This is a genomic window from Xylophilus sp. PBN-3R (assembly GCF_057747805.1).
Genome location: NZ_CM173225.1, coordinates 3014306 through 3034664, shown reverse-complemented (window position 1 = coordinate 3034664; position 20359 = coordinate 3014306). Strand labels below are relative to the sequence as shown.

The window sequence follows — 20359 nt, the reverse complement described above, 5'->3', positions numbered from 1 at the left end:
GAAAGTGTGAGAAACTCGCCGCGCCCGTGCCGGATCGGCACCACCTCCATGGAGACAAGCATGTCAGCCCTACCCGACGAATCGATCGGCGCCGCAGCGCGCACCGCGCAGGATTCCGACACCCAGGAAACCCGTGAGTGGACCGACGCGCTCAAAGCCGTCATCGCCAGCGAGGGCCCGGAACGTGCCCATTTCCTGCTGGAAAAACTGCTTGACGAAGCACGCCAGAACAGCATCGACATGCCGTTTTCGGCCAACACGCCCTACGTCAACACCATCCCCACGGACGCCGAGGCACGGACGCCGGGCAATAACGACATCGAAGAGCGCCTGCGCGCCTACATGCGCTGGAACGCCATGGCCATGGTGGTCAAGGCCAACCGCCTGCACCCGGAAGACGGCGGCGACCTGGGCGGCCACATCAGCTCCTTCGCATCGCTGGCAACCATGTTCGGCGCCGGTTTCAACCATTTTTGGCACGCCGAGAGCGAAGGCCACGGCGGCGACCTGCTCTACATCCAGGGCCACAGTTCGCCAGGCATCTACGCCCGCGCCTTCATGGAAGGTCGGCTGACCGAAGAACAGCTGCTGAACTTCCGCCAGGAAGTCGGCGGCAAGGGCCTGTCGAGCTACCCGCATCCCAAGCTGATGCCCGAGTTCTGGCAGTTCCCCACGGTGTCGATGGGCCTCGGCCCGCTGATGGCCATCTACCAGGCCCGTTTCCTGAAGTACCTGCATGCACGCGGCATCGCCGACACCAGCAACCGCAAGGTCTGGGCCTTCCTGGGCGACGGCGAAATGGACGAAGTCGAATCGCTGGGCGCCATCGGTGTGGCCGCCCGTGAAAAGCTCGACAACCTGATCTTCGTGGTGAACTGCAACCTGCAGCGCCTCGACGGCCCGGTGCGTGGCAACGGCAAGATCGTCCAGGAACTGGAAGGCGAATTCCGCGGCGCGGGCTGGAACGTCATCAAGCTGCTGTGGGGCAGTTACTGGGATCCGCTGCTGGCGCGTGACAAGGAAGGCGCCCTCAAGAAGATCATGATGGACACGCTGGACGGCGACTACCAGTCCTTCAAGGCCAACGACGGCGCCTTCGTGCGGAAGAACTTCTTCGGCCGCGATCCGCGCACTCTCGAAATGGTCTCGCACATGAGCGACGAGGACATCTGGCGCCTGCAGCGCGGCGGCCACGATCCGCAAAAGGTGTACGCCGCCTACGACGCCGCCGTGAAGCACGAAGGCCAGCCCACCATCCTGCTGATCAAGACCGTCAAGGGCTTCGGCATGGGCAAGGCCGGCGAGGGCAAGAACACCGCCCACCAGGCCAAGAAGCTGACCGACGAAGACATCAAGACCTTCCGGGATCGTTTCAACATTCCCATTCCGGACGACCAGCTGGCCGACATTCCGTTCTACAAGCCGGCCGACAACACGCCGGAAATGCAGTACCTGCATGCCCGCCGCAAGGAACTGGGCGGCTACCTGCCGCACCGCCGCGTGAAGGCCGACGAGACCATTGCCGTGCCGCCGCTGGAAACCTTCAAGGCCGTGCTCGACGCGACCGCAGAAGGCCGCGAGATCTCGACCACGCAGGCCTATGTGCGGTTCCTGACGACGCTGCTGCGCGACAAGGCCCTGGGCCCGCGCGCCGTGCCCATCCTGGTCGACGAAGCCCGTACCTTCGGCATGGAAGGCCTGTTCCGCCAGATCGGCATCTACAACCAGGCCGGCCAGAACTACACGCCGCAAGACCGTGACCAGGTGTCCTACTACAAGGAAGACATCAGCGGCCAGATCCTGCAGGAGGGCATCAACGAAGCCGGCGGCATGGCCAGCTGGATCGCCGCCGCCACCTCGTACTCGACGAACAACCGCATCATGGTGCCGTTCTACGTGTACTACTCGATGTTCGGTTTCCAGCGCATCGGCGACCTGGCCTGGGCGGCCGGCGACATGCAGGCGCGCGGTTTCCTGCTGGGCGGCACCTCGGGCCGCACCACGCTGAACGGCGAAGGCCTGCAGCACGAAGACGGCCACAGCCACATCCTGGCCGGCACCATTCCGAACTGCATCAGCTACGACCCGACCTTCGCGCACGAAGTGGCCGTCATCCTGCATCACGGCCTGGTGCGGATGGTCGAGAAGCAGGAAAACGTCTATTTCTACCTGACGCTGCTGAACGAGAACTACGCCATGCCGGGCCTCAAGGAAGGCACCGAAGAGCAGATCATCAAGGGCATGTACCTGTGCAAGGAGTCCATCCTCGCCAAGGGCCCCAAGGTGCAACTGCTGGGTTCCGGCACCATCCTGCGCGAAAGCATTGCGGCGCAGGAGCTGCTGGCGAACGACTGGGGTGTTTCCGCCGACGTGTGGAGCTGCCCGAGCTTCAACGAACTGACTCGTGAAGGCCAGGACGCCGACCGCTGGAACCTGCTGCACCCGACCGACAAGGCACGTGTGCCGTTCGTGGCGCAGCAGCTGGGCAAGAGCGAAGGCCCGGTGGTCGCATCGACCGACTACATGAAGGCCTATGCCGAACAGATCCGTCCGTTCGTGCCGGCCGGCCGCACCTACCGCGTGCTGGGCACCGACGGTTATGGCCGCAGCGATTTCCGCAGCGAACTCCGCAAGCATTTCGAGATCAACCGCCACTACATCGTGGTCGCGGCCCTCAAGTCGCTGGCGGACGACGGCAAGCTGCCGGCCACCAAGGCCGCCGAAGCCATCGCCAAGTACGGCATCGATGCCGACAAGCTGAACCCGCTCTACGCTTAAGTATCCGGAGACTCACGATATGGCATTGGTGGAAGTAAAAGTCCCGGACATCGGCGACTTCAAGGACGTCGCGGTCATCGAGCTGCTGGTCAAGCCGGGCGACACCGTCGCGGCCGACCAGTCGCTGATGACGGTCGAATCGGACAAGGCCTCGATGGAAATCCCGTCGTCGGCTGCCGGTGTCCTGAAGGAACTGAAAGTCAAGATCGGCGACACGGTCAACATCGGCGACCTGATCGCGATGCTCGAGTCGGATGCGGCCGCCGCACCGGCGAGCGCACCCGCCGCGCCTGCACCGGCACCGGCAGCAGCGGCTCCGGCTCCGGCTCCGGCAGCAGCCGCGCCTGCACCGGCGGCTGCTCCGGCAGCGCCGGCCGGCCCGGTCGACGTGAAGGTTCCCGACATCGGTGACTTCAAGGACGTCTCGGTCATCGAACTGCTGGTCAAGCCGGGCGACACTGTCGCGGCCGACCAGTCGCTGATCACCGTCGAATCCGACAAGGCCTCGATGGAAATCCCATCGTCGGCTGCCGGCGTTTTGAAGGAACTCAAGGTCAAGGTCGGTGATGTGGTGAACATCGGTGACCTGATCGCCGTCCTCGAAGGCAGCGCGGCTGCTGCGCCTGCGTCAGCGCCGGCTCCCTCCGCCGCGGCCCCTGCACCGGCCGCTGCTGCAGCCGCACCCGCTGCGGACGCATCGCTGGCAAGCCAGCCGGTGGAGCGCACCGACCCGAACGCCAAGCTGCCGGCGCATCAGCCGGTCGCGCCTACCGGTGCGCTGCCCCACGCATCGCCGTCGGTCCGCAAGTTCGCCCGCGAACTCGGCGTGCCGCTGGAAGAGGTCAAGGGTTCCGGCACCAAGGGCCGGATCACCCAGGAAGACGTGCAGTCCTTCACCAAGGCGGTGATGAGCGGCGCGACCGCCACCAAGGCTTCGGCGGCGAAGGCGCCCGCCGCTTCCGGTGGCGGCGACGGCGCAGCCCTCGGCCTGATCCCCTGGCCGAAGGTCGACTTCGCCAAGTTCGGCGCGGTCGAACGCAAGGACCTGTCGCGCATCAAGAAGATCAGCGGCGCCAACCTGCACCGCAACTGGGTGATGATTCCGCACGTCACCAACAACGACGAAGCCGACATCACCGAACTCGAAGCTTTCCGTGTCTCCACCAACAAGGAGAACGAGAAGAGCGGCGTCAAGGTGACGATGCTGGCCTTCGTCATCAAGGCGGTGGTCGCGGCGCTCAAGAAGTTCCCCGAGTTCAATACCAGCCTCGACGGCGACACCCTGGTCTACAAGCAGTACTTCAACATCGGCTTCGCGGCGGACACGCCCAACGGCCTGGTGGTCCCGGTGCTGAAGGATGCCGACAAGAAGGGCATCCTGCAGATCAGCCAGGAAATGGGCGAACTGGCCAAGAAGGCGCGCGACGGCAAGCTGGGCGGCGGCGACATGCAGGGCGGTTGTTTCTCGATCAGCTCGCTGGGCGGCATCGGCGGCACCCACTTCACACCCATCATCAACGCACCCGAAGTGGCCATCCTGGGTCTCTCCAAGGGCCAGATGAAACCGGTGTGGGACGGCAAGCAGTTCGTGCCCAAACTGATGCTGCCGCTGAGCCTGTCGTACGACCATCGGGTCATCGACGGTGCCTCGGCCGCGCGCTTCAACGCGTACCTCGGTTCGCTGCTGAGCGACCTGCGTCGCATCACCCTCTGACGACATGACGACCGTCGTCGTCGTTCGTAAAAACGGCCAGGTCGCCCTGGCCGCCGATACGCTGGTGACCTTCGGCGACACCCGCCTGAAGCACCGCTTCGAAGACAACTCGAAGATCTTCGCCCTTGAAACCCCGGTGGGGCTCACCTATGTCGGCATGGCCGGCACGGTGGCGCACTTCCCGGTGCTGCGCAAGGCGCTCGCGTCGCTGGCGCCCGAACTGCGCCTGTTCGGCAGCAAGGACGAGATCTTCGACACGTTTTCACGCCTGCATCCGGTGCTGAAAGACCAGTTCTTCCTGCAGACCAAGGAAGACGACAACGACCCCTACGAGTCGAGTCAGTTCAGTGTGCTGATTGCCAACCCGGCCGGCATCTTCGGGCTTTACAGCTATCGCGAAGTCTTCGAATTCAAGGAATTCTGGGGCATCGGATCGGGCCGCAGCTTTGCGCTCGGCGCCATGCACGCGGCTTACGGCAAGGCGAAGACCGCGCGCGAGATCGCCCAGGCCGGCGTCGATGCCGGCTGCGAGTTCGACCGCAATTCCGAAGGTCCGGTCAACCTCTTCACCCTCAAATTGAAAGCTGCCAAATGAGCCAGCAAGACATCGCCGTCCCGGACATCGGCGACTTCAAGGATGTGCCGATCATCGAGATCCTGGTGAAGGTCGGCGACACCATCGCCGTCGACCAGTCGCTGGTCACCGTCGAGTCGGACAAGGCTTCGATGGAAATCCCTTCGTCGGCTGCCGGCGTGGTGAAGGAAATCAAGGTCAAGATCGGTGACACGGTCAGCCAGGGCAGCGTTCTGCTGAGCATCGAGGCCAGCGGTGCCGCAGCAACTCCGGCTCCGGCTGCCGCTGCTGCGTCCGCACCGGCGCCCGCTGCCCCCGTGCCTGCGCAAGCCGCTGCCGCCTCCGCAGCGCCCAAGGCATCGGGTCCCGTGTCCGACAAACCTGACGCCGACTACGACGTGGTCGTCATCGGTGGCGGCCCCGGTGGTTATTCGGCCGCCTTCCGGGCTGCAGACCTGGGCCTGAAGGTCGCCATCGTCGAGCGTTACGCCACGCTGGGCGGCGTCTGCCTGAACGTGGGTTGCATTCCGTCGAAGGCGCTGCTGCACGTGGCGGCGGTGATGGACGAGGTGAAACACTTCGCCGACCTGGGCGTGAGTTTCAGCGAACCGACGGTCGACATCACCAAGCTGCGCACCCACAAGGAAAAGGTCATCGGCAAGCTGACCGGCGGCCTGGGCCAGATGGCCAAGATGCGCAAGGTCACCATCCTGCGCGGCCTGGCAGCCTTCACCGGCGCCCATACTCTTGAAGTGGCCGAGACATCGGGCACAGCACAGGAAAAGACCGGCAAGACCCAGTCCGTGAGTTTCCGCCGCGCCATCATCGCGGCCGGATCGCAGGCCGTGCGCCTGCCTTTCCTGCCGGATGATCCGCGTATCGTCGACTCCACCGGCGCGCTGGCGCTGGCAGCGGTGCCCAAACGCATGCTGATCGTCGGCGGCGGCATCATCGGCCTCGAAATGGGCACGGTGTATTCCTCGCTGGGCGCCCGTCTCGACGTGGTCGAGATGTTGGACGGCCTGATGCAGGGCGCCGACCGCGACCTGGTGAAGGTCTGGCAGAAGTTCAACGCACCGCGCTTCGACAACATCATGTTGAAGACCAAGACGGTCGGCGCCAAGGCGACCGAAGCCGGCATCGAGGTCACCTTCGAGGGCGAGGGTGCTCCGAAGGAGCCGCAGGTCTATGACCTGGTGCTGCAGGCCGTCGGCCGCACGCCGAACGGCAAGAAGGTCGGCGCGGACAAGGCCGGCGTCGAAGTGACCGACCGCGGTTTCATCGACGTCGACATCCAGCTGCGCACCAATGTCGGCCACATCTTCGCTATCGGCGACCTGGTCGGCCAGCCGATGCTGGCGCACAAGGCGGTACACGAAGGCCATGTGGCGGCCGAAGTCATCGCCGGCGAATTGCTGGGCGACAAGGAACTGGCAGCGACGGTGTTCGACGCACGGGTGATCCCGAGCGTGGCGTACACCGACCCCGAAGTGGCATGGGTCGGCCTGACGGAAGACCAGGCCAGGGCGCAGGGCATCAAGGTCGAGAAGGGCCTGTTTCCGTGGGCGGCTTCGGGCCGGGCCATTGCCAACGGTCGCGACGAAGGTTTCACCAAGCTGCTGTTCGACGCCGAGACGCATCGCATCCTGGGCGGCGGCATCGTCGGCACCCATGCGGGCGACATGATCGGCGAGATCGCGCTGGCCATCGAGATGGGCGCGGATGCGGTCGATATCGGTCGCACCATCCATCCGCATCCGACGCTGGGCGAAAGCATCGGCCTGGCAGCGGAAGTGGCTCACGGCAGCTGCACCGACGTGCCTCCGCCGCGCAAGAAGTAAGGCTTCGGCCGTCCCGTTCAGAAAACCCGGTCCCGCCGGGTTTTCTGCTTTTTGGCCTAGTCGGTGGGCGCTTTGTAGACCCGCAGGCGATGACCGTCCGGATCGCAGGCCAGCATCATGTAGCCGCGCATGGACGCCATCAGGTGCGGCGGTTCGACAATGGTGACGCCGAGCCGGCACCAGGTCCGATGGATCTCGTCGACATCGGACTTTTCAGAAACGCTGAAGGCCAGTTCGAAACCGCCGGATGGTGTTGCCTCCGGCTTTACGAGTGCGCGCTGCCAAAGGCATATGCGGGCACCTGATTCCTGGAGGATCATGGCCAGGCCCGGCATGAACGTGATGGCTTCGCGGCCTAGAAGCTTTTGATAGAAGGTGATGCTCGTCTGGAGGTCGTCCACATACAGCGTGGTGACATTGGCTTCCAGCATGGTTGTTCCTCTAGGCGTATTGAGCGCCGAGCTTCGGCCAGCTGAATATGGCCGTCAATCCGTAATCGTCCGGAAAATAAAAAGCCCGGCTGAACCGGGCTCTTGCTCGCTGCAGGACACGCTGCTTAACGGGTCGCTGGCAGGTTGGCTGCTGCGCTGATTGCATTGGCGGTGGCTTCGTCGCCACCTTCTACGCGGCGAGCGCCGTCGAAGCGATTGTTCCAGTAGCTGATGCCCATGTCTTCGACGCGGACCTTGGCGCCTGGCTTGGGTGCATGGATGAACTTGTTGTCGCCGACATAGATGCCCACATGGCTGAAGGCGCGGCGCATGGTGTTGAAGAACACCAGGTCGCCAGGCTTGAGTTCGCTGCGGTCGATCTTTTGCGTGGCGGCTGCCTGCTCGTTGGCACGGCGGGGGAGCATCAGGCCGACGGTCTGTTCGTAGATGGTGCGGACGAAACCGCTGCAGTCGACACCGTTTTCGCTGCTGCCACCGCGCCGGTAAGGCACGCCGATGAAACCCATCGCGTTGACCACCAGGTCGGAAGCGCGTTCGGTGACCGATTGCCGCACTTCACGCAGATGGGACATCAGCCCCTTCTGCGCCAGAAGAGAGTCCATGTCGTCGGCCTGACCGGTGGAGGAGGGAGCGGCGTTCGCCAGGGCGGCGGCAAACGACAACAACACTGCGCATAGGGCTTTCTTCTGCATGGGGACGGAGGTTAACGTCAGTGCGGTCCTACGTCAAGGATAGTTACATGCTCTCAGTCATCGGTTATCGTCAAGCGCACAACAAGAGGTTTTTGCAAAAAAGCGACGGAACAGAGGGCTATCGGTGCGAATTTTTTCCCCTATCTGGTGTGTCGGTCCGCTTGTCAGCCTTTTCCTGGTGCATTCGGCGCTAGCGGCCGACACCCGGGTGAAGGCCACCACCGTGGCAGACGGCCTGCGTTCTCCGTGGGCAGTGGCATTCTTGCCGGGTGCGCAGTACCTGGTGACCGAACGTCCGGGGGCGATGCGCGTTATTGGTGCAAACGGCAAGGTTGGCGCGCCGCTGAGCGGCGTGCCGGCCGTGGCCGCAGCCGGCCAGGGCGGCTTGCTCGATGTGGTGACGGACAGCGATTTCAACCGCAACAGCCGGATATTCTTCTGTTATTCGGAGCCCGGCGAAGGCGGCACCAACGGCACTGCCCTGGCGACTGCCAAGCTTTCGCGCAAGCAGGACGCGCTGGAAGAGGTCACGGTGATCTTCCGCCAGGCACCCAAGGTCGACAGCAGCGCGCACTTCGGATGCCGCATCGTCGAAGGCACCGACGGAAATCTCTGGCTGACGCTCGGCGAACGTTTCAGCCACAAGGAAGACGCGCAGAAACTGGACAACCATCTCGGCAAGATCGTGCGGATCGAAAAAGACGGTTCGATTCCCAAGGGCAACCCTTTTGTCAACCGGCCGGGCGCCAGGCCGGAGATATGGAGCTACGGCCACCGCAACCTGCAGGGCGCGACCCTGGGACCGGACAGTCGCCTCTGGACCCACGAGCACGGCCCGCAAGGCGGCGACGAGATCAACCTTCCGCAGGCCGGCCGCAACTATGGCTGGCCGGTCATCACCTTCGGCGAGAACTACGGCGGCGGCAGGATCGGCGCCGGCATCACGGCACAGGAAGGCATGGAACAGCCCCTGTACCAGTGGACGCCTTCCATCGCGCCTTCCGGCATGGCATTCGTCACCAGCCTGCGTTACGGCAACGCCTGGCGCGGCAACCTGTTCGTCGGTTCGCTCAAGTTCCAGTACCTCGACCGCATCGAGCTGTCGGGCGGCAAGGTGGTGAAGCAGGAAAAGCTGCTCGCAGACCTGAAGGAACGCATCCGCGATGTGCGCCAGGGACCGGACGGCCTGCTCTACCTGCTGACCGACAACCCTCGCGGCCGGCTGCTGCGGGTGGACCCGGTCAAGTGATGCGCAGGGCTGGGTTCTAATCGCGGCCACTTTTTTCAGGTTCTCAGGTCATATCCCATGCTGCTCGACGTCTCCGAATCCCAACTCGTCCTGATCGACTATCAGGCCCGCCTGATGCCCGCCATGGCCGACGCCGCCGGCGCGCTGGCCAACGCCGCACGCCTGGCCGAGGCCGCGCAGCTGCTCGACGTGCCGGTGTGGGGCACCGAGCAGAACCCGTCCAGGCTGGGACCGTTGCCACCCGAGCTGCGTGACCGCTGCCAGCGGGTGCTGGCCAAGATGGAGTTCAGCGCCTGCGCCGAAGGCCTGTCCGAATGGCTGCGCCCGCCCGCCAGGCCGCCGCAGGGCAACGCCCGCAGCCTGCCGCGCCACCTGCAGAAACCGCAGGCCGAGCAGGGCGGCGGCCGGGGCATGATCGTGGTGGCCGGCTGCGAGGCGCACATCTGCCTCATGCAGACGGCGCTCGACCTGCTGGGCGACGAATTCGACGTCTGGGTGGTGACCGATGCCTGCACCTCGCGCACCGACCGCAACCGCGATGCCGCATTCGACCGCCTGGCGGGTGCCGGCGCCGAGCTGGTGACCACCGAAATGGTGCTTTTCGAATGGCTGGGCGGTGCCGAGCACCCGCTGTTCAAGCAGGTACAAGCCCTGATCAAATAAGGCGTCCGACGTCAGCGCGGCGCAAGAAGCTCTCCAATAATCGGCTGAAGAACAACAGCCGGCGGCGCTGCGCATCAGTAAGCGCTCGCGCGGCATTCGGAGACAGCCGCCATGATTCCAGCCATCCCGACATCGCCCGCCGCCGCGGGAGGCGTCTTCGCCGACTTCCACCGTCGATCCATCGATGACCGCGATGCCTTCTGGGCCGAGCAATCGCAGCTGATCGACTGGCACCAGAAGCCGCAGCGCATCTGCGACCACGACCGGCCGCCATTCACCCGCTGGTTCGTCGGCGGCACCACCAACCTGTGCCACAACGCGATCGACCGGCATCTCGCCACCCGTGCCGACCAGCCGGCGCTGATCGCGGTCTCGACCGAAACCGCCACCGAACGCAGCTACAGCTACGAACAGCTGCATGCCGAGGTGCAGACCATGGCGTCGGCCCTGCGTTCGCTGGGCGTGGGCCTTGGCGACCGGGTGCTGATCTATATGCCGATGGTGGCCGAGGCGGTCTTCGCCATGCTGGCCTGCGTGCGGCTGGGAGCCCTGCATACGGTGGTGTTCGGCGGTTTTGCGTCGGCCGCACTGGCCTCGCGCATCGACGATGCGGAACCGAAAGTGATCGTCAGCGCCGACGCCGGCTCGCGCGGCAAACGTGTCATTCCTTTCAAGCCCTTGCTGGACGAGGCCCTGCGCTTGTCGAAACACCGGCCTGCGCACCTGCTGCTGATCGACCGCGGCCTGGCGCCCATGCCGATGACGGCCGGCCGTGACCTGGCCTGGTGCGATCTGCGCGCCTTTCACGTCGGCGCCGAGGTGCCTTGCGCCTGGGTCGAGGCCACGCATCCCAGCTATACGCTCTACACCAGCGGCACCACCGGCAAACCCAAGGGGGTGCAGCGCGACACCGGCGGATACGCGGTGGCGCTGGCGGCCAGCATGCGGCACATCTTCGATGCCCGGGCCGGCCAGACCTTCTTCTGCACCAGCGACATCGGCTGGGTGGTCGGGCACAGCTACATCGTCTATGGCCCATTGATCGCCGGCATGACCACCATCCTGTACGAGGGCCTGCCGACCCAGCCGGACCCGGCGGTGTGGTGGCAGCTGGTGCAGCGCCACGGCGTGACCCACATGTTCTCGGCGCCCACCGCCATCCGGGTGCTGCGCCGGCAAGACCCGGCATATCTCCAGCGCCACGACTTATCGAGCCTGAAAGCGCTTTGGCTGGCCGGCGAACCCCTGGACGAACCGACTGCTCGCTGGATCGGAGATGCCCTGGGCATTCCGGTGGTGGACAACTACTGGCAGACCGAAAGCGGCTGGCCGATCATGACCGTCGCCAACGGCGTGGAGCGTTCGCCGGGCCGTATCGGCAGCCCGGGCGTGCCCATGTACGGTTTCGATGTGCGGCTGGTGGACGAGGCCACCGGCGAAGACCTGGTCGGCCACGGGCGCAAGGGTGTGATAGCCATCGAGGGTCCGCTGCCGCCGGGTTGCATGCAGACGGTGTGGCGCGACGACGCCCGTTTCGAGCGCACCTATTGGCAGAGCGTGCCCGGCCGTTTTGTCTACAGCACCTTCGACTGGGGTGTGCGCGACGAGGCGGGTTACTGGAGCATTCTCGGCCGCACCGACGACGTGATCAACGTCGCCGGGCACCGGCTGGGCACACGCGAGATCGAGGAAGTCGTTTCCGGCCATGCCGGTGTCGCCGAAGTGGCCGTGGTCGGCGTGGCCGATGCCGTCAAGGGGCAGACCGCGATGGCGCTGGTGGTGCCGCGCGATGCGGCCGCGCTGTCGGATGCCGCAGCGTCGGCGCAACTCGAGGCCTCGGTGCTGAAACATGTCGACTCGCAGCTCGGCGCGATCGCCCGGCCGGCCCGGGTGCTGTTCGTCGGCGCGCTGCCCAAGACGCGCAGCGGCAAGCTGCTGCGCCGCGCCATCCAGGCGGTGTTCGAAGGCCGTGACACCGGTGACCTCAGCACTCTCGAGGATCCGGCCGCACTGCAACAGGTGCGTGACGCAGTGGTCCAGGCCCGGGCCTGAGCCCGCCACAATCCACGAATGACCTTTTCCGAAACCTCCGGCCCGCAGCGGCTGGCCTATGCGGCGATCACCTTCGTGGTGGTCGCCTTGTTGCCGCTTCCCATCGCATGGCCGGCGCGCGGCTTGATGGCCTGGATCGCGGCGGCTGCCGTCGACCTGGGCCTGGCGGCCTTGCTGGCCAGCGGCTTCGATGCCGGCCGCATTCGCCAGCGCGCCAAGGTGCAGGACGAGTCGATGGCGGTGCTGTTCATGGTGATGGTGGTGGCGGTGTGCGCCAGCGTGGCGGCCATCGTGCTGCTGCTGAGCCATGCCAAGAGCCTGCCGCCTGGCGAACGGGTGCTGCAGCTCGTGCTTTCGGCGCTGGCTCTGGCGGCTTCGTGGCTGTGGATCCACACCCTGTTCGCCTTCCATTACGCCCACCGCTACTACCAGGGCGAGGACGTGAAGGCCGACAACGCGGCCGACAGCGCCGGCCTGGATTTTCCGGGCACCGCAGACCCGGACTATTTCGATTTCCTGTACCAGGCGCTGGTGGTCGGCATGACCTCGCAGGTGTCCGACGTGCAAGTTACGACTTCGTCGATGCGGCGGCTGACGGCCGCGCATGGGCTGCTGTCTTTCGTTTTCAACGTGGTGCTGCTGGCGCTGGGCATCAACGCTTTGGCTTCCGCCTTGTAGCTCCTCAGACCTCGCGCGGCGCCGGCAGCCGCACCAGTCCGCTGGCCAGCACCGTGCCGGCCAGCACCACCAGCCCGCCGACGACCATCGCGCCGGTGATCGGTTCGCCGAGCAGCACCGCACCGTAAAGCAGTGCGAACACGGGAATCAGATAGGTCACCGCCATGGCACGCGCCGGCCCGGCCCGCACGATCAGCCGGAAATACAGCAGGTAGGCGAAGGCCGAACAGAGCAGGGCCAGCGCCACGACGGCAAGCCAGGCGCCGGCGCCCGGCATGCGGGTCGGCCAGGTCAGCGCGGTCGGCACGGCCAGCACCAGCGTCGCGCCGGCCAGGCTGCCGGCGGTGCTGAACAGCGGCGACATGCCTCCCAGGTGGCGCCGGGCCATCGGAGCGGCCAGGCCGTAGCAGAGCGTGGCGCCCAGGCAGGCCAGCACCGGCACCAGCGCGGCGGCGCCTTCCAGCCGGCCGCCCGCGTGGGCGATCAGCGCCACGCCACCGAAACCCACCGCCAGGCCGATGCAGCGCGACACATTGGGCCGGTCGCCCAGCCAGAGCCAGGTGACCAGCGCGCCGAACAGCGGCGCGGTGGCGTTGAGGATGGAGGTGAGACCGGTCGACTGGTGCAGCACCGCATAGGAAAACAGGGCGAACGGGATGCCCGAATTGAGCATGCCGATCAGCAGCAGCCAGCCCCAGCGGCGGGCGGTCATGCCATCCTCCGGACGCTTCAGCCAGAGCGCCGGTGCCAGCACCAGCGCGGCCAGGCCGACCCGCACGCCGGCGGTGGCGAAAGGGCCGAACTCGGTCGCACCCATGCGCATGAACAGAAAGGATGCGCCCCAGATGGCGGCCAGAGCAAAGAATTCGAAGGCCCAGCCATGTCGGTTGTCGTTCATGCGATCTCCGGCAAGCGGGCCTGGCGTTGCTCCAGTTCGAGGAGCGCGGACTTGCGTGTCAGCCCGCCGGCATAACCGGTCAGTGCCCCGTGCATGCCGACGACGCGATGGCATGGCACCAGGATCGACACCGGATTGCGGCCGACGGCGCTGCCGACCGCCCGCACCGCATGCGGCCGGCCGGTGGCGGTGGCCAGCGCGCTGTAGCTGCAAGTGCGTCCGTGTTCCAGCTTCAGCAGGCCGTCCCAGATGGCGTGCTGGAAAGCGGTGGCCGCCGGCAGGTCCAGCGGGATGTCGAAGCGGTCCAGCCGGCCGGCGAAGTAGGCCGCCAGCTGCTGTTCCGCCAGGTCCAGCACCGCATGCGGGCCGTCCTGGCGCGGCCAGCCATCGGCCGCGTCGAGCGCGGCAGGGCGGTACTTGTGATCGTCGAACCACAGGCCGCTCAGGCCGCGCGGCGTGGCCGCGAGGTCGATGGCGCCGAGTGGGCTGGTCCAGCGGCGCTGGACGGTGTCTGCTGCATATTTCATTGTTGTCTTCCAGGAAATTCGGTTGCCGGTGGAGGGCTGCCGTGCCAGGCCCGCAGCACCGCATAACTCCGCCAGGGCCGCCAGGCCTGCGATGCGTCGATGGCAGCCTGCGCCGGCTTCTTCGCGCCGCGCACACCGAGGGCCTTCTGCAGCGCCACGTCGCCGGCCGGGAAAGCGTCCGGCCAGCGTAGCGCACGCATGGCGATGTATTGGGCGGTCCAGTCGCCGATGCCGGGCAGGGCGCGCAGCGCGGCCATGGCCGGTTCGGGCGCATCGCCCGGCCGCAGGCTCAGCCGGCCGGCCTCCACCTCACGCGCCAGCGCCACGATGGCAGCCTGGCGTTGCCGCACGATGCCCAGGCCGCCCAGCACGTCGCCATCGGCCAGCGCCAGGGTCTCTGCATCGGGGAACAGATGGGTCACGCCTTCAAACGGGGTGTCGATGGGCTTGCCGTAGCGGGCGACCAGCCGGCCGGCCAGCGTGTGGGCAGCGGCCACGGTGACCTGCTGGCCCAGCACGGCGCGGACCGCGAGTTCGAAGCCGTCCAGCGCGCCGGGCACCCGTGCGCCTTCGCTGCCGGGGAAATGCGGCAGCAGCACCGCGTCGATGGCGGCCGGATCGGCATCCAGGTCGAGCAGGGCGCGTGCCTGGTGGATCACGGCAGGCAGGGCCGGGGCCAGGCCGTCTCCGACCCGCAGCAGCACCTGTTGCGCCTCGGTATCGAATGCCAGTTGCAGCCAGCCCATGTGTTGCCTGCCCTGGTGCCCGACCGCCAGTGCGCGGGTCAGCCAGAGGCGGCCGGGCAGCTGTGCATCGGGCATCCAGCTTTCGAGCCCGTGGATTGCCCGGCGCTGCAGGAAGGCCTGCATGCCGGCCGCGTCATACGGCGGTCGCCAGGGCAGCCGCACCGAGATCGCGGCGACCCGGCCCGGGTTTTCGTCCGGACGCTGTTCACGACGCAGCTGGCTGGGGTTCAGCCGGTAATGCTGCAGAAAGGCCGCGTTGAAACGCCGCAGGCTGGCAAAACCGCTGGCCTGTGCCACGGTCGTCACCGGAAGGCGGGTATCGGTCAGCAACTGCTTGGCCGCCAGCAGCCGCCGGGTTTGCAGGTATTGCAGCGCCGACACACCGAACTGCCTGCTGAAGATGCGCCGCAGATGCCGGTCGCTCACGCCCAGGTGTGCCGCCAGCCGCAGCAGCACGCTCGCGCCGGACGGATCCGACCAGGCCTGCGGATCGTCCAGCCAGCGTGCTGCCGCATGGGCCAGCAGGCCGGCGGCGTCGTTGGTGGACCAGACACCGGCGGCTCCGGCCTGGGGTGCCAGCTCGGGCCGGCAGCGCAGGCAGGGCCTGAAACCCGCCTGCTCTGCCTGCGCCGCCAGGGCGAAGAAACGGCAGTTCTCGGGGCGCGGCGTACGCACCCGGCAAACCGGGCGGCAATAGATGCCGGTGCTGGTCACGCCGGTGAAGAAACGGCCGTCGAAGCGTGCATCGTGCGAGGCGAGCGCTCGCCAGCAACCTTCCGGATCGGCAGGGAGATCGGTGGTTTCGATGGCGGCGCTGCTGGTTTGCATGGATCGGATGATACGGAGCGTGCAGTCACCGACCAGCCGTTTTCGGCCATGTGCATGCAGGCTGCGAAACATGTTGGGACGATAGGGCCGGTGTCCCACATCCATCACGGTTTTGCCTGCCTACAATCGGCAGCGTTTTTTCGAAATCCATTCGCAATTCATTGTTTGACCCGTCTGTTTCGGAGTGCCTCATGCCGTTTTCCCCGTCGATCTTCAAGGCCTATGACATCCGCGGCGTCGTGCCGTCCAACCTCGACGAAGAGGTGGCTCGCGCGCTCGGCCAGGCTTTCGGCGCCGCCGCACTCGCCCTGGGCGAAAAGGCCGTGGCTGTCGGACGCGACGGTCGCCTGTCGGGTCCGGCCCTGTCGGCCGCGCTGATCGCGGGCCTGGTCGATGCCGGCATCGAGGTGATCGACGTCGGCATGGTCACCACGCCCATCCTGTACTTCGCCGCCGCCACGCTGTGCCACAGCGGCATCCAGGTCACCGGCAGCCACAACCCCAAGGATTACAACGGCTTCAAGATGGTGCTGGCCGGCAAGGCGATCTACGGTGAAGAGATCCAGGCGCTGCGCCAGGCGATGGATACCGCCAGCTCACCGCACCGGGAAGGCGGCAGCGTGCGCCAGGTCGACGTGCTGCCGGCCTACATCGCCCGCATCGTCGGCGACATCAAACTGGCCCGGCCCATCAAGGTGGTGGTCGATTCCGGCAACGGCGTGGCCGGTGCGTCGGCGCCGCAGATCTTCCGTGCCATCGGCTGCGAGGTGATCGAGCTGTTCAGCGAGGTCGACGGCAACTTTCCCAACCACCATCCGGACCCGAGCAAGCCGGACAACCTGAAAGACGTCATCGCCGCCCTGCAGGACTCCGACGCGGAGCTGGGCTTGGCCTTCGACGGGGACGGCGACCGCCTGGGCATCGTCACCAAGGAAGGCGTCAACATCTTCCCGGATCGCCAGATGATGCTGTTCTCCCAGGATGTGCTGAGCCGCGTGCCCGGCGGCAAGATCATCTTCGACGTGAAGTGCACCCAGCGCCTGGCGCCGGCCATCGAGGCTGCGGGCGGCGAAGCGGTGATGTTCAAGACCGGCCATTCGCTGATCAAGGCCAAGATGCGCGAGACCAACTCTCCCCTGGGCGGCGAGATGAGCGGTCACATCTTCTTCAAGGAGCGCTGGTACGGTTTCGACGACGGCACCTACGCAGGTTGCCGCCTGCTCGAGATCGTCAGCCGCAGCGCCGACGTCAGCAAGGTTTTGAACGACCTGCCCACCAGCTTCTCGACGCCTGAGCTGAACGTCGCATGCGCCGAGGGCGAGCCGCATGCCGTCGTCAAGCAACTGATCGACAGCGCCACCCGGTTCGACGGCGACGCCAAGGTTTCCACCATCGACGGCCTGCGGGTCGACTGGTCCGACGGCTTCGGCCTGATCCGCGCATCCAACACCACGCCGGTGCTGGTGCTTCGTTTCGAGGGCCATACCGAAGAGGCCATGCACCGCATCGAGAACACCATGGTGACGCTGCTCAAAACCATCAAGCCGGATGCCAACATCGGCGCGGCGGCTCACTGAGCGGCGGCGCATCCGTGCCGTTCGAACGCGCCCTGCGTGCGGTGTATTCGGCCGGCATGTCGGCCGCCCAGCCGCTGCTGCGGCGCAAGCTGCGCAAACGGGGCGGCGCGGAGCCGGGTTACCTCGAAGCGGTGGAAGAAAGGTTCGGTCGTTACGCCGAACCCGCAGCAATCGAATCCGCCGCCGGCCCCTGCATCTGGATCCATGCGGTGTCGCTGGGCGAAACCCGCGCCGCCGCGGTGCTGGTCGCCGCCCTGCGCGAACGGTTGCCCGGCATGCAGCTGTTGCTGACCCACGGCACCGCCACCGGCCGTGCAGAAGGCCGGAAGCTGCTGCTGCCGGGTGATCGGCAAGCCTGGCTGCCCTGGGACGTTCCCGGTGCGGTGGCCCGGTTTTTGGTGCATTTCCGACCGACCGCGGGCCTCCTGATGGAAACCGAGGTCTGGCCCAACCTGGTCGTGGGTTGCCGCGAAGCCGGGGTGCCGCTGGTTCTGGCCAATGCCCGGCTCAGCCAGAAATCATTGAACAGCGCGGAACGCCTCGGGGTGCTGGCCCGCGGTGCCTTCGCCGGGCTGTCGGCGGTGTGGGCCCAGTCGGCCGATGACGCAACCCGCTTGCGGCGGCTGGACGCACCGGTCGATGGTGTCTTCGGCAATCTCAAGTTCGACATGGCGCCGAATGCGGAGCAGTTGCAGGCCGGTCGGCGCTGGAGACGTGCCGTCGGCAAACCCGTGCTGCTGCTGGCCAGCAGCCGCGAGGGCGAAGAAGAGCTCTGGCTCGAAGCCTCCAAGGCTTTGCTGCGAGAAGTGCAATGGCTGCTGGTGCCGCGTCATCCGCAGCGCTTCGACGAAGTCGCCGCATTGCTGTCGGCCGGCGGGCTGAGAGTGTCGCGCCGCAGCAGCTGGACCACTGGCCCGGACGACGCTCCGCCCGAAGCCGACGTGTGGCTGGGCGATTCGCTGGGTGAGATGGCGCTGTATTACGGCCTGGCCGACACCGCCTTGCTGGGCGGCAGTTTTGCCAATACCGGCGGCCAGAATTTGATCGAGGCAGCCGCCTGCGGTTGCCCGGTGGTGATGGGCCCGTCGACCTTCAACTTCGCGGAAGCATCGGTCCTGGCCGAAGCCGCGCATGCTGCGCTGCGGGTGGCCGACATGCAAACGGCAGTCGAGGCCGGCACGTTGCTGGTGACCGACCCGGCCCGGCTCGGCATAACACGCGGCGCGGCGCTGGCCTTTGCCGCGTCTCATCGTGGCGCCGCGGCCCGCACCGCCGATGCCTTGTGCGCGATGCTGGCGGCCCACCGGCCTTCGGCAGCCTGAGGATCAGTAGCGCGGCACGGCGTTGTCGCGTTCCACCGACCAGGCGTCGATGCCGCCTGCCACGTTGGTGACGTCGACAAAACCGTTGCCGGCCAGGAACATCGCCACACGCTGGCTGCGTGCGCCGTGATGGCACAGGCATGCGACCGGTACATCGGGATCGAGTTCGGCCAGGCGGCCGGGGATGTCGTTCATCGGAATCCCGACCAGGCGGAAACCCGGCACAGCATTCACGCTGGCGGTCTGAAGTTCCCAGGTTTCGCGCACGTCCAGCAACACCGGCAGTGCGTCGGCGTGGGTGCTGACCCAGGAATCGAAATCGGCGGGACGCAGCTGGGCGATGGCTTGCATGAAACGGAGTCCAGGCTTAGAAGTGAAAACGCGACGGGACCGGGAAGTTATCCAGGCGTTGCGCCACGGTGTCCCAGGGTTCGGTGGTTTCGAAGGTCGCTTCGCCGGTGCGGCGGACGAACTGGCAACGCATCATCGGCAGGTCGCCGACGATGGCGCCCAGCCGGCCGCCCACCTTCAGTTGCGCGAGCAGCGCCGCCGGCACGCTGGCCACCGAACCGCTGAGCACGATCACGTCGAACGGGCCGCCGGCGACCGGCAGCTGCGATCCGTCGGCCACACGGACTTCAGCGTTGGCGATGCCGGCCCGCTGCAGGTTTTCACGGGCGAAAGCCGCCAGTTCGGGGTTAATTTCAAGCGACAGCACCTGCTTGGCGCGGCGTGCCAGCAATGCGGCCATATAGCCGGAACCGGTGCCGATCTCGAGCACCGACTCGTTCGGCTGGACCTGCAGGTCTTGCAGCATGCGGGCCTCGACACGCGGCGCCAGCATGGTCTGGCCGGCGGGCAGCGGCAGTTCCATGTCCATGAAGGCGAGGCCGCGCAGGGCGACCGGCACGAAATCTTCGCGGCGCAGCACGGCCAGCAGGTCGAGTACGTCGTTGTCGAGCACGTCCCACGGGCGGATCTGCTGCTCGATCATGTTGAAACGGGCTTGGTCGACCGCACTGGCGTGGGTGATGGGCGAATTCAGGGGCAAGGACATCGTGGCGTTCTCGAGGGTTTTCGCGGGTTCGGGCCAATCTGGCGAACAACCCGGGATTTTAGGCCAGCCGCGAGATGAACGGTACCAAACGTCACCGCGGTCCCTTTAAGGAGTGGCATGCTGGCCCCACGTGTGCATTAACGAAACAAGAGGTTCTTATCCATGGCGAATGTTGAAACCATCGTGATCGGCGGCGGCTGCTTCTGGTGCACCGAGGCCGTGTATCTCGAAACCCGCGGCGTGGTGGCTGTCGAAAGCGGCTATTCCAACGGCAAGACGCCGCGGCAGCCCACCTACCAGGATGTCTGCACCGGCGACACCGGTTACGTGGAAGTGGTGCGGCTGCAGTACGACCCCGAGCTCATCACGCTGCGCGAGATCTTCGAGATCTTCTTCGTGATCCACGACCCGACCACCCTCAACCGGCAAGGCAACGATGTGGGCACCCAATACCGCAGCGGAATCTACTACCGTACCGAGGCCGAGAAGGCCGTGGCCGACGAGGTCATCGCCGAGATGGTGGCGAGCGGGGTTTATCGCAGCCCCATCGTCACCGAGGTGACTCCCCTGGCCGATTACTGGCCTGCCGAGGCCTACCACCAGAACTATTTCGCGCAGCATCCCAACCAGGGTTATTGCGCTGCGGTGGTCGGCCCCAAGGTGCAGAAATTCCGCAAGACCTTCGCAGCGCACATGAAGTCTTGAGCGCAC

At 66.2% G+C, this 20359-nt stretch carries 18 protein-coding genes; 11 read left to right on the top strand and 7 right to left on the bottom strand.

Annotated features, from left to right (window positions below):
- Positions 1-60: 60 nt before the first annotated feature.
- Genes aceE through lpdA form a run of 4 tightly spaced genes read left to right on the top strand, consistent with a single transcriptional unit; the run spans position 61 to position 6907 of the window.
- The gene (gene aceE / locus AC3ANW_RS14400) at positions 61-2778 is read left to right on the top strand and encodes a pyruvate dehydrogenase (acetyl-transferring), homodimeric type (RefSeq protein WP_488341530.1); all 2718 of its coding nucleotides are present in this window, start codon (positions 61-63) and stop codon (positions 2776-2778) included.
- A gap of 19 nt (positions 2779-2797) precedes the next feature.
- Complete coding sequence (gene aceF, locus AC3ANW_RS14395; RefSeq protein WP_488341529.1) at positions 2798-4492, top strand: dihydrolipoyllysine-residue acetyltransferase; 1695 nt, start codon at positions 2798-2800, stop codon at positions 4490-4492.
- A 4-nt stretch (positions 4493-4496) separates the two neighbouring features.
- The gene (locus AC3ANW_RS14390) at positions 4497-5087 is read left to right on the top strand and encodes an MFS transporter (protein WP_488341528.1); all 591 of its coding nucleotides are present in this window, start codon (positions 4497-4499) and stop codon (positions 5085-5087) included.
- Positions 5084-6907 carry a dihydrolipoyl dehydrogenase gene (gene lpdA, locus AC3ANW_RS14385; RefSeq protein WP_488341527.1) on the top strand — a complete coding sequence of 608 codons (1824 nt, stop codon included), beginning with the start codon at positions 5084-5086 and terminating at the stop codon, positions 6905-6907. Before AC3ANW_RS14390 ends, lpdA begins: the two co-directional genes overlap by 4 nt.
- 56 nt (positions 6908-6963) lie before the next feature.
- On the opposite strand, the gene AC3ANW_RS14380 is transcribed toward lpdA, so the two are convergent.
- Together AC3ANW_RS14380 and AC3ANW_RS14375 are read right to left on the bottom strand one after the other, a co-directional pair.
- The gene (locus tag AC3ANW_RS14380) at positions 6964-7338 is read right to left on the bottom strand and encodes a VOC family protein (protein WP_488341526.1); all 375 of its coding nucleotides are present in this window, start codon (positions 7336-7338) and stop codon (positions 6964-6966) included.
- A 125-nt stretch (positions 7339-7463) separates the two neighbouring features.
- Entirely contained in the window at positions 7464-8051 is a 588-nt protein-coding gene (locus AC3ANW_RS14375; protein WP_488341525.1) for a C40 family peptidase, read from the bottom strand.
- A 175-nt stretch (positions 8052-8226) separates the two neighbouring features.
- Here AC3ANW_RS14375 and AC3ANW_RS14370 point away from each other — a divergent pair, with 175 nt between their 5' ends.
- From AC3ANW_RS14370 to AC3ANW_RS14355, 4 genes are all read left to right on the top strand, one after another.
- A complete protein-coding gene (locus AC3ANW_RS14370; protein WP_488345431.1) occupies positions 8227-9300 on the top strand; it encodes a PQQ-dependent sugar dehydrogenase in 1074 nt (357 codons plus the stop codon).
- Positions 9301-9357: 57 nt separating this feature from the next.
- The gene (locus tag AC3ANW_RS14365; protein WP_488341524.1) at positions 9358-9963 is read left to right on the top strand and encodes an isochorismatase family protein; all 606 of its coding nucleotides are present in this window, start codon (positions 9358-9360) and stop codon (positions 9961-9963) included.
- 111 nt (positions 9964-10074) lie between these two features.
- Complete coding sequence (locus AC3ANW_RS14360; protein ID WP_488341523.1) at positions 10075-12015, top strand: propionate--CoA ligase; 1941 nt, start codon at positions 10075-10077, stop codon at positions 12013-12015.
- An 18-nt stretch (positions 12016-12033) separates the two neighbouring features.
- Positions 12034-12693 (top strand): DUF1345 domain-containing protein, encoded by a 660-nt coding sequence (locus AC3ANW_RS14355; RefSeq protein ID WP_488341522.1) that lies wholly within the window; start codon positions 12034-12036, stop codon positions 12691-12693.
- Between the two features lie 4 nt (positions 12694-12697).
- On the opposite strand, the gene AC3ANW_RS14350 is transcribed toward AC3ANW_RS14355, so the two are convergent.
- From AC3ANW_RS14350 to AC3ANW_RS14340, 3 genes are read right to left on the bottom strand one after another with little or no spacing between them, the layout of a single operon-like run.
- Positions 12698-13591, bottom strand: coding sequence for a DMT family transporter (locus AC3ANW_RS14350; RefSeq protein WP_488341521.1), 894 nt, complete (start codon positions 13589-13591; stop codon positions 12698-12700).
- The gene (locus AC3ANW_RS14345) at positions 13588-14118 is read right to left on the bottom strand and encodes a methylated-DNA--[protein]-cysteine S-methyltransferase (protein WP_488341520.1); all 531 of its coding nucleotides are present in this window, start codon (positions 14116-14118) and stop codon (positions 13588-13590) included. The genes AC3ANW_RS14350 and AC3ANW_RS14345 overlap by 4 nt, the downstream gene beginning before the upstream one ends.
- A complete protein-coding gene (locus AC3ANW_RS14340) occupies positions 14115-15692 on the bottom strand; it encodes a DNA-3-methyladenine glycosylase 2 family protein (protein WP_488341519.1) in 1578 nt (525 codons plus the stop codon). Before AC3ANW_RS14340 ends, AC3ANW_RS14345 begins: the two co-directional genes overlap by 4 nt.
- A 191-nt stretch (positions 15693-15883) precedes the next feature.
- Between AC3ANW_RS14340 and AC3ANW_RS14335 the strand changes: the two genes are divergently transcribed.
- Together AC3ANW_RS14335 and AC3ANW_RS14330 are read left to right on the top strand one after the other, a co-directional pair.
- Positions 15884-17269 carry a phosphomannomutase/phosphoglucomutase gene (locus AC3ANW_RS14335; RefSeq protein ID WP_488341518.1) on the top strand — a complete coding sequence of 462 codons (1386 nt, stop codon included), beginning with the start codon at positions 15884-15886 and terminating at the stop codon, positions 17267-17269.
- A gap of 56 nt (positions 17270-17325) precedes the next feature.
- Positions 17326-18591 (top strand): 3-deoxy-D-manno-octulosonic acid transferase, encoded by a 1266-nt coding sequence (locus AC3ANW_RS14330; RefSeq protein WP_488345430.1) that lies wholly within the window; start codon positions 17326-17328, stop codon positions 18589-18591.
- A 3-nt stretch (positions 18592-18594) separates the two neighbouring features.
- Here the strand turns inward: AC3ANW_RS14330 and AC3ANW_RS14325 are convergent, their stop codons facing one another.
- Both AC3ANW_RS14325 and AC3ANW_RS14320 read right to left on the bottom strand, forming a co-directional pair.
- Entirely contained in the window at positions 18595-18942 is a 348-nt protein-coding gene (locus AC3ANW_RS14325; RefSeq protein WP_488341517.1) for a rhodanese-like domain-containing protein, read from the bottom strand.
- Between the two features lie 16 nt (positions 18943-18958).
- Positions 18959-19648 carry a protein-L-isoaspartate O-methyltransferase family protein gene (locus AC3ANW_RS14320; RefSeq protein ID WP_488341516.1) on the bottom strand — a complete coding sequence of 230 codons (690 nt, stop codon included), beginning with the start codon at positions 19646-19648 and terminating at the stop codon, positions 18959-18961.
- Between the two features lie 162 nt (positions 19649-19810).
- On the opposite strand from AC3ANW_RS14320, the gene msrA reads away from it, so the two are divergent.
- A complete protein-coding gene (gene msrA, locus AC3ANW_RS14315; protein WP_488341515.1) occupies positions 19811-20353 on the top strand; it encodes a peptide-methionine (S)-S-oxide reductase MsrA in 543 nt (180 codons plus the stop codon).
- Positions 20354-20359: the final 6 nt, after the last annotated feature.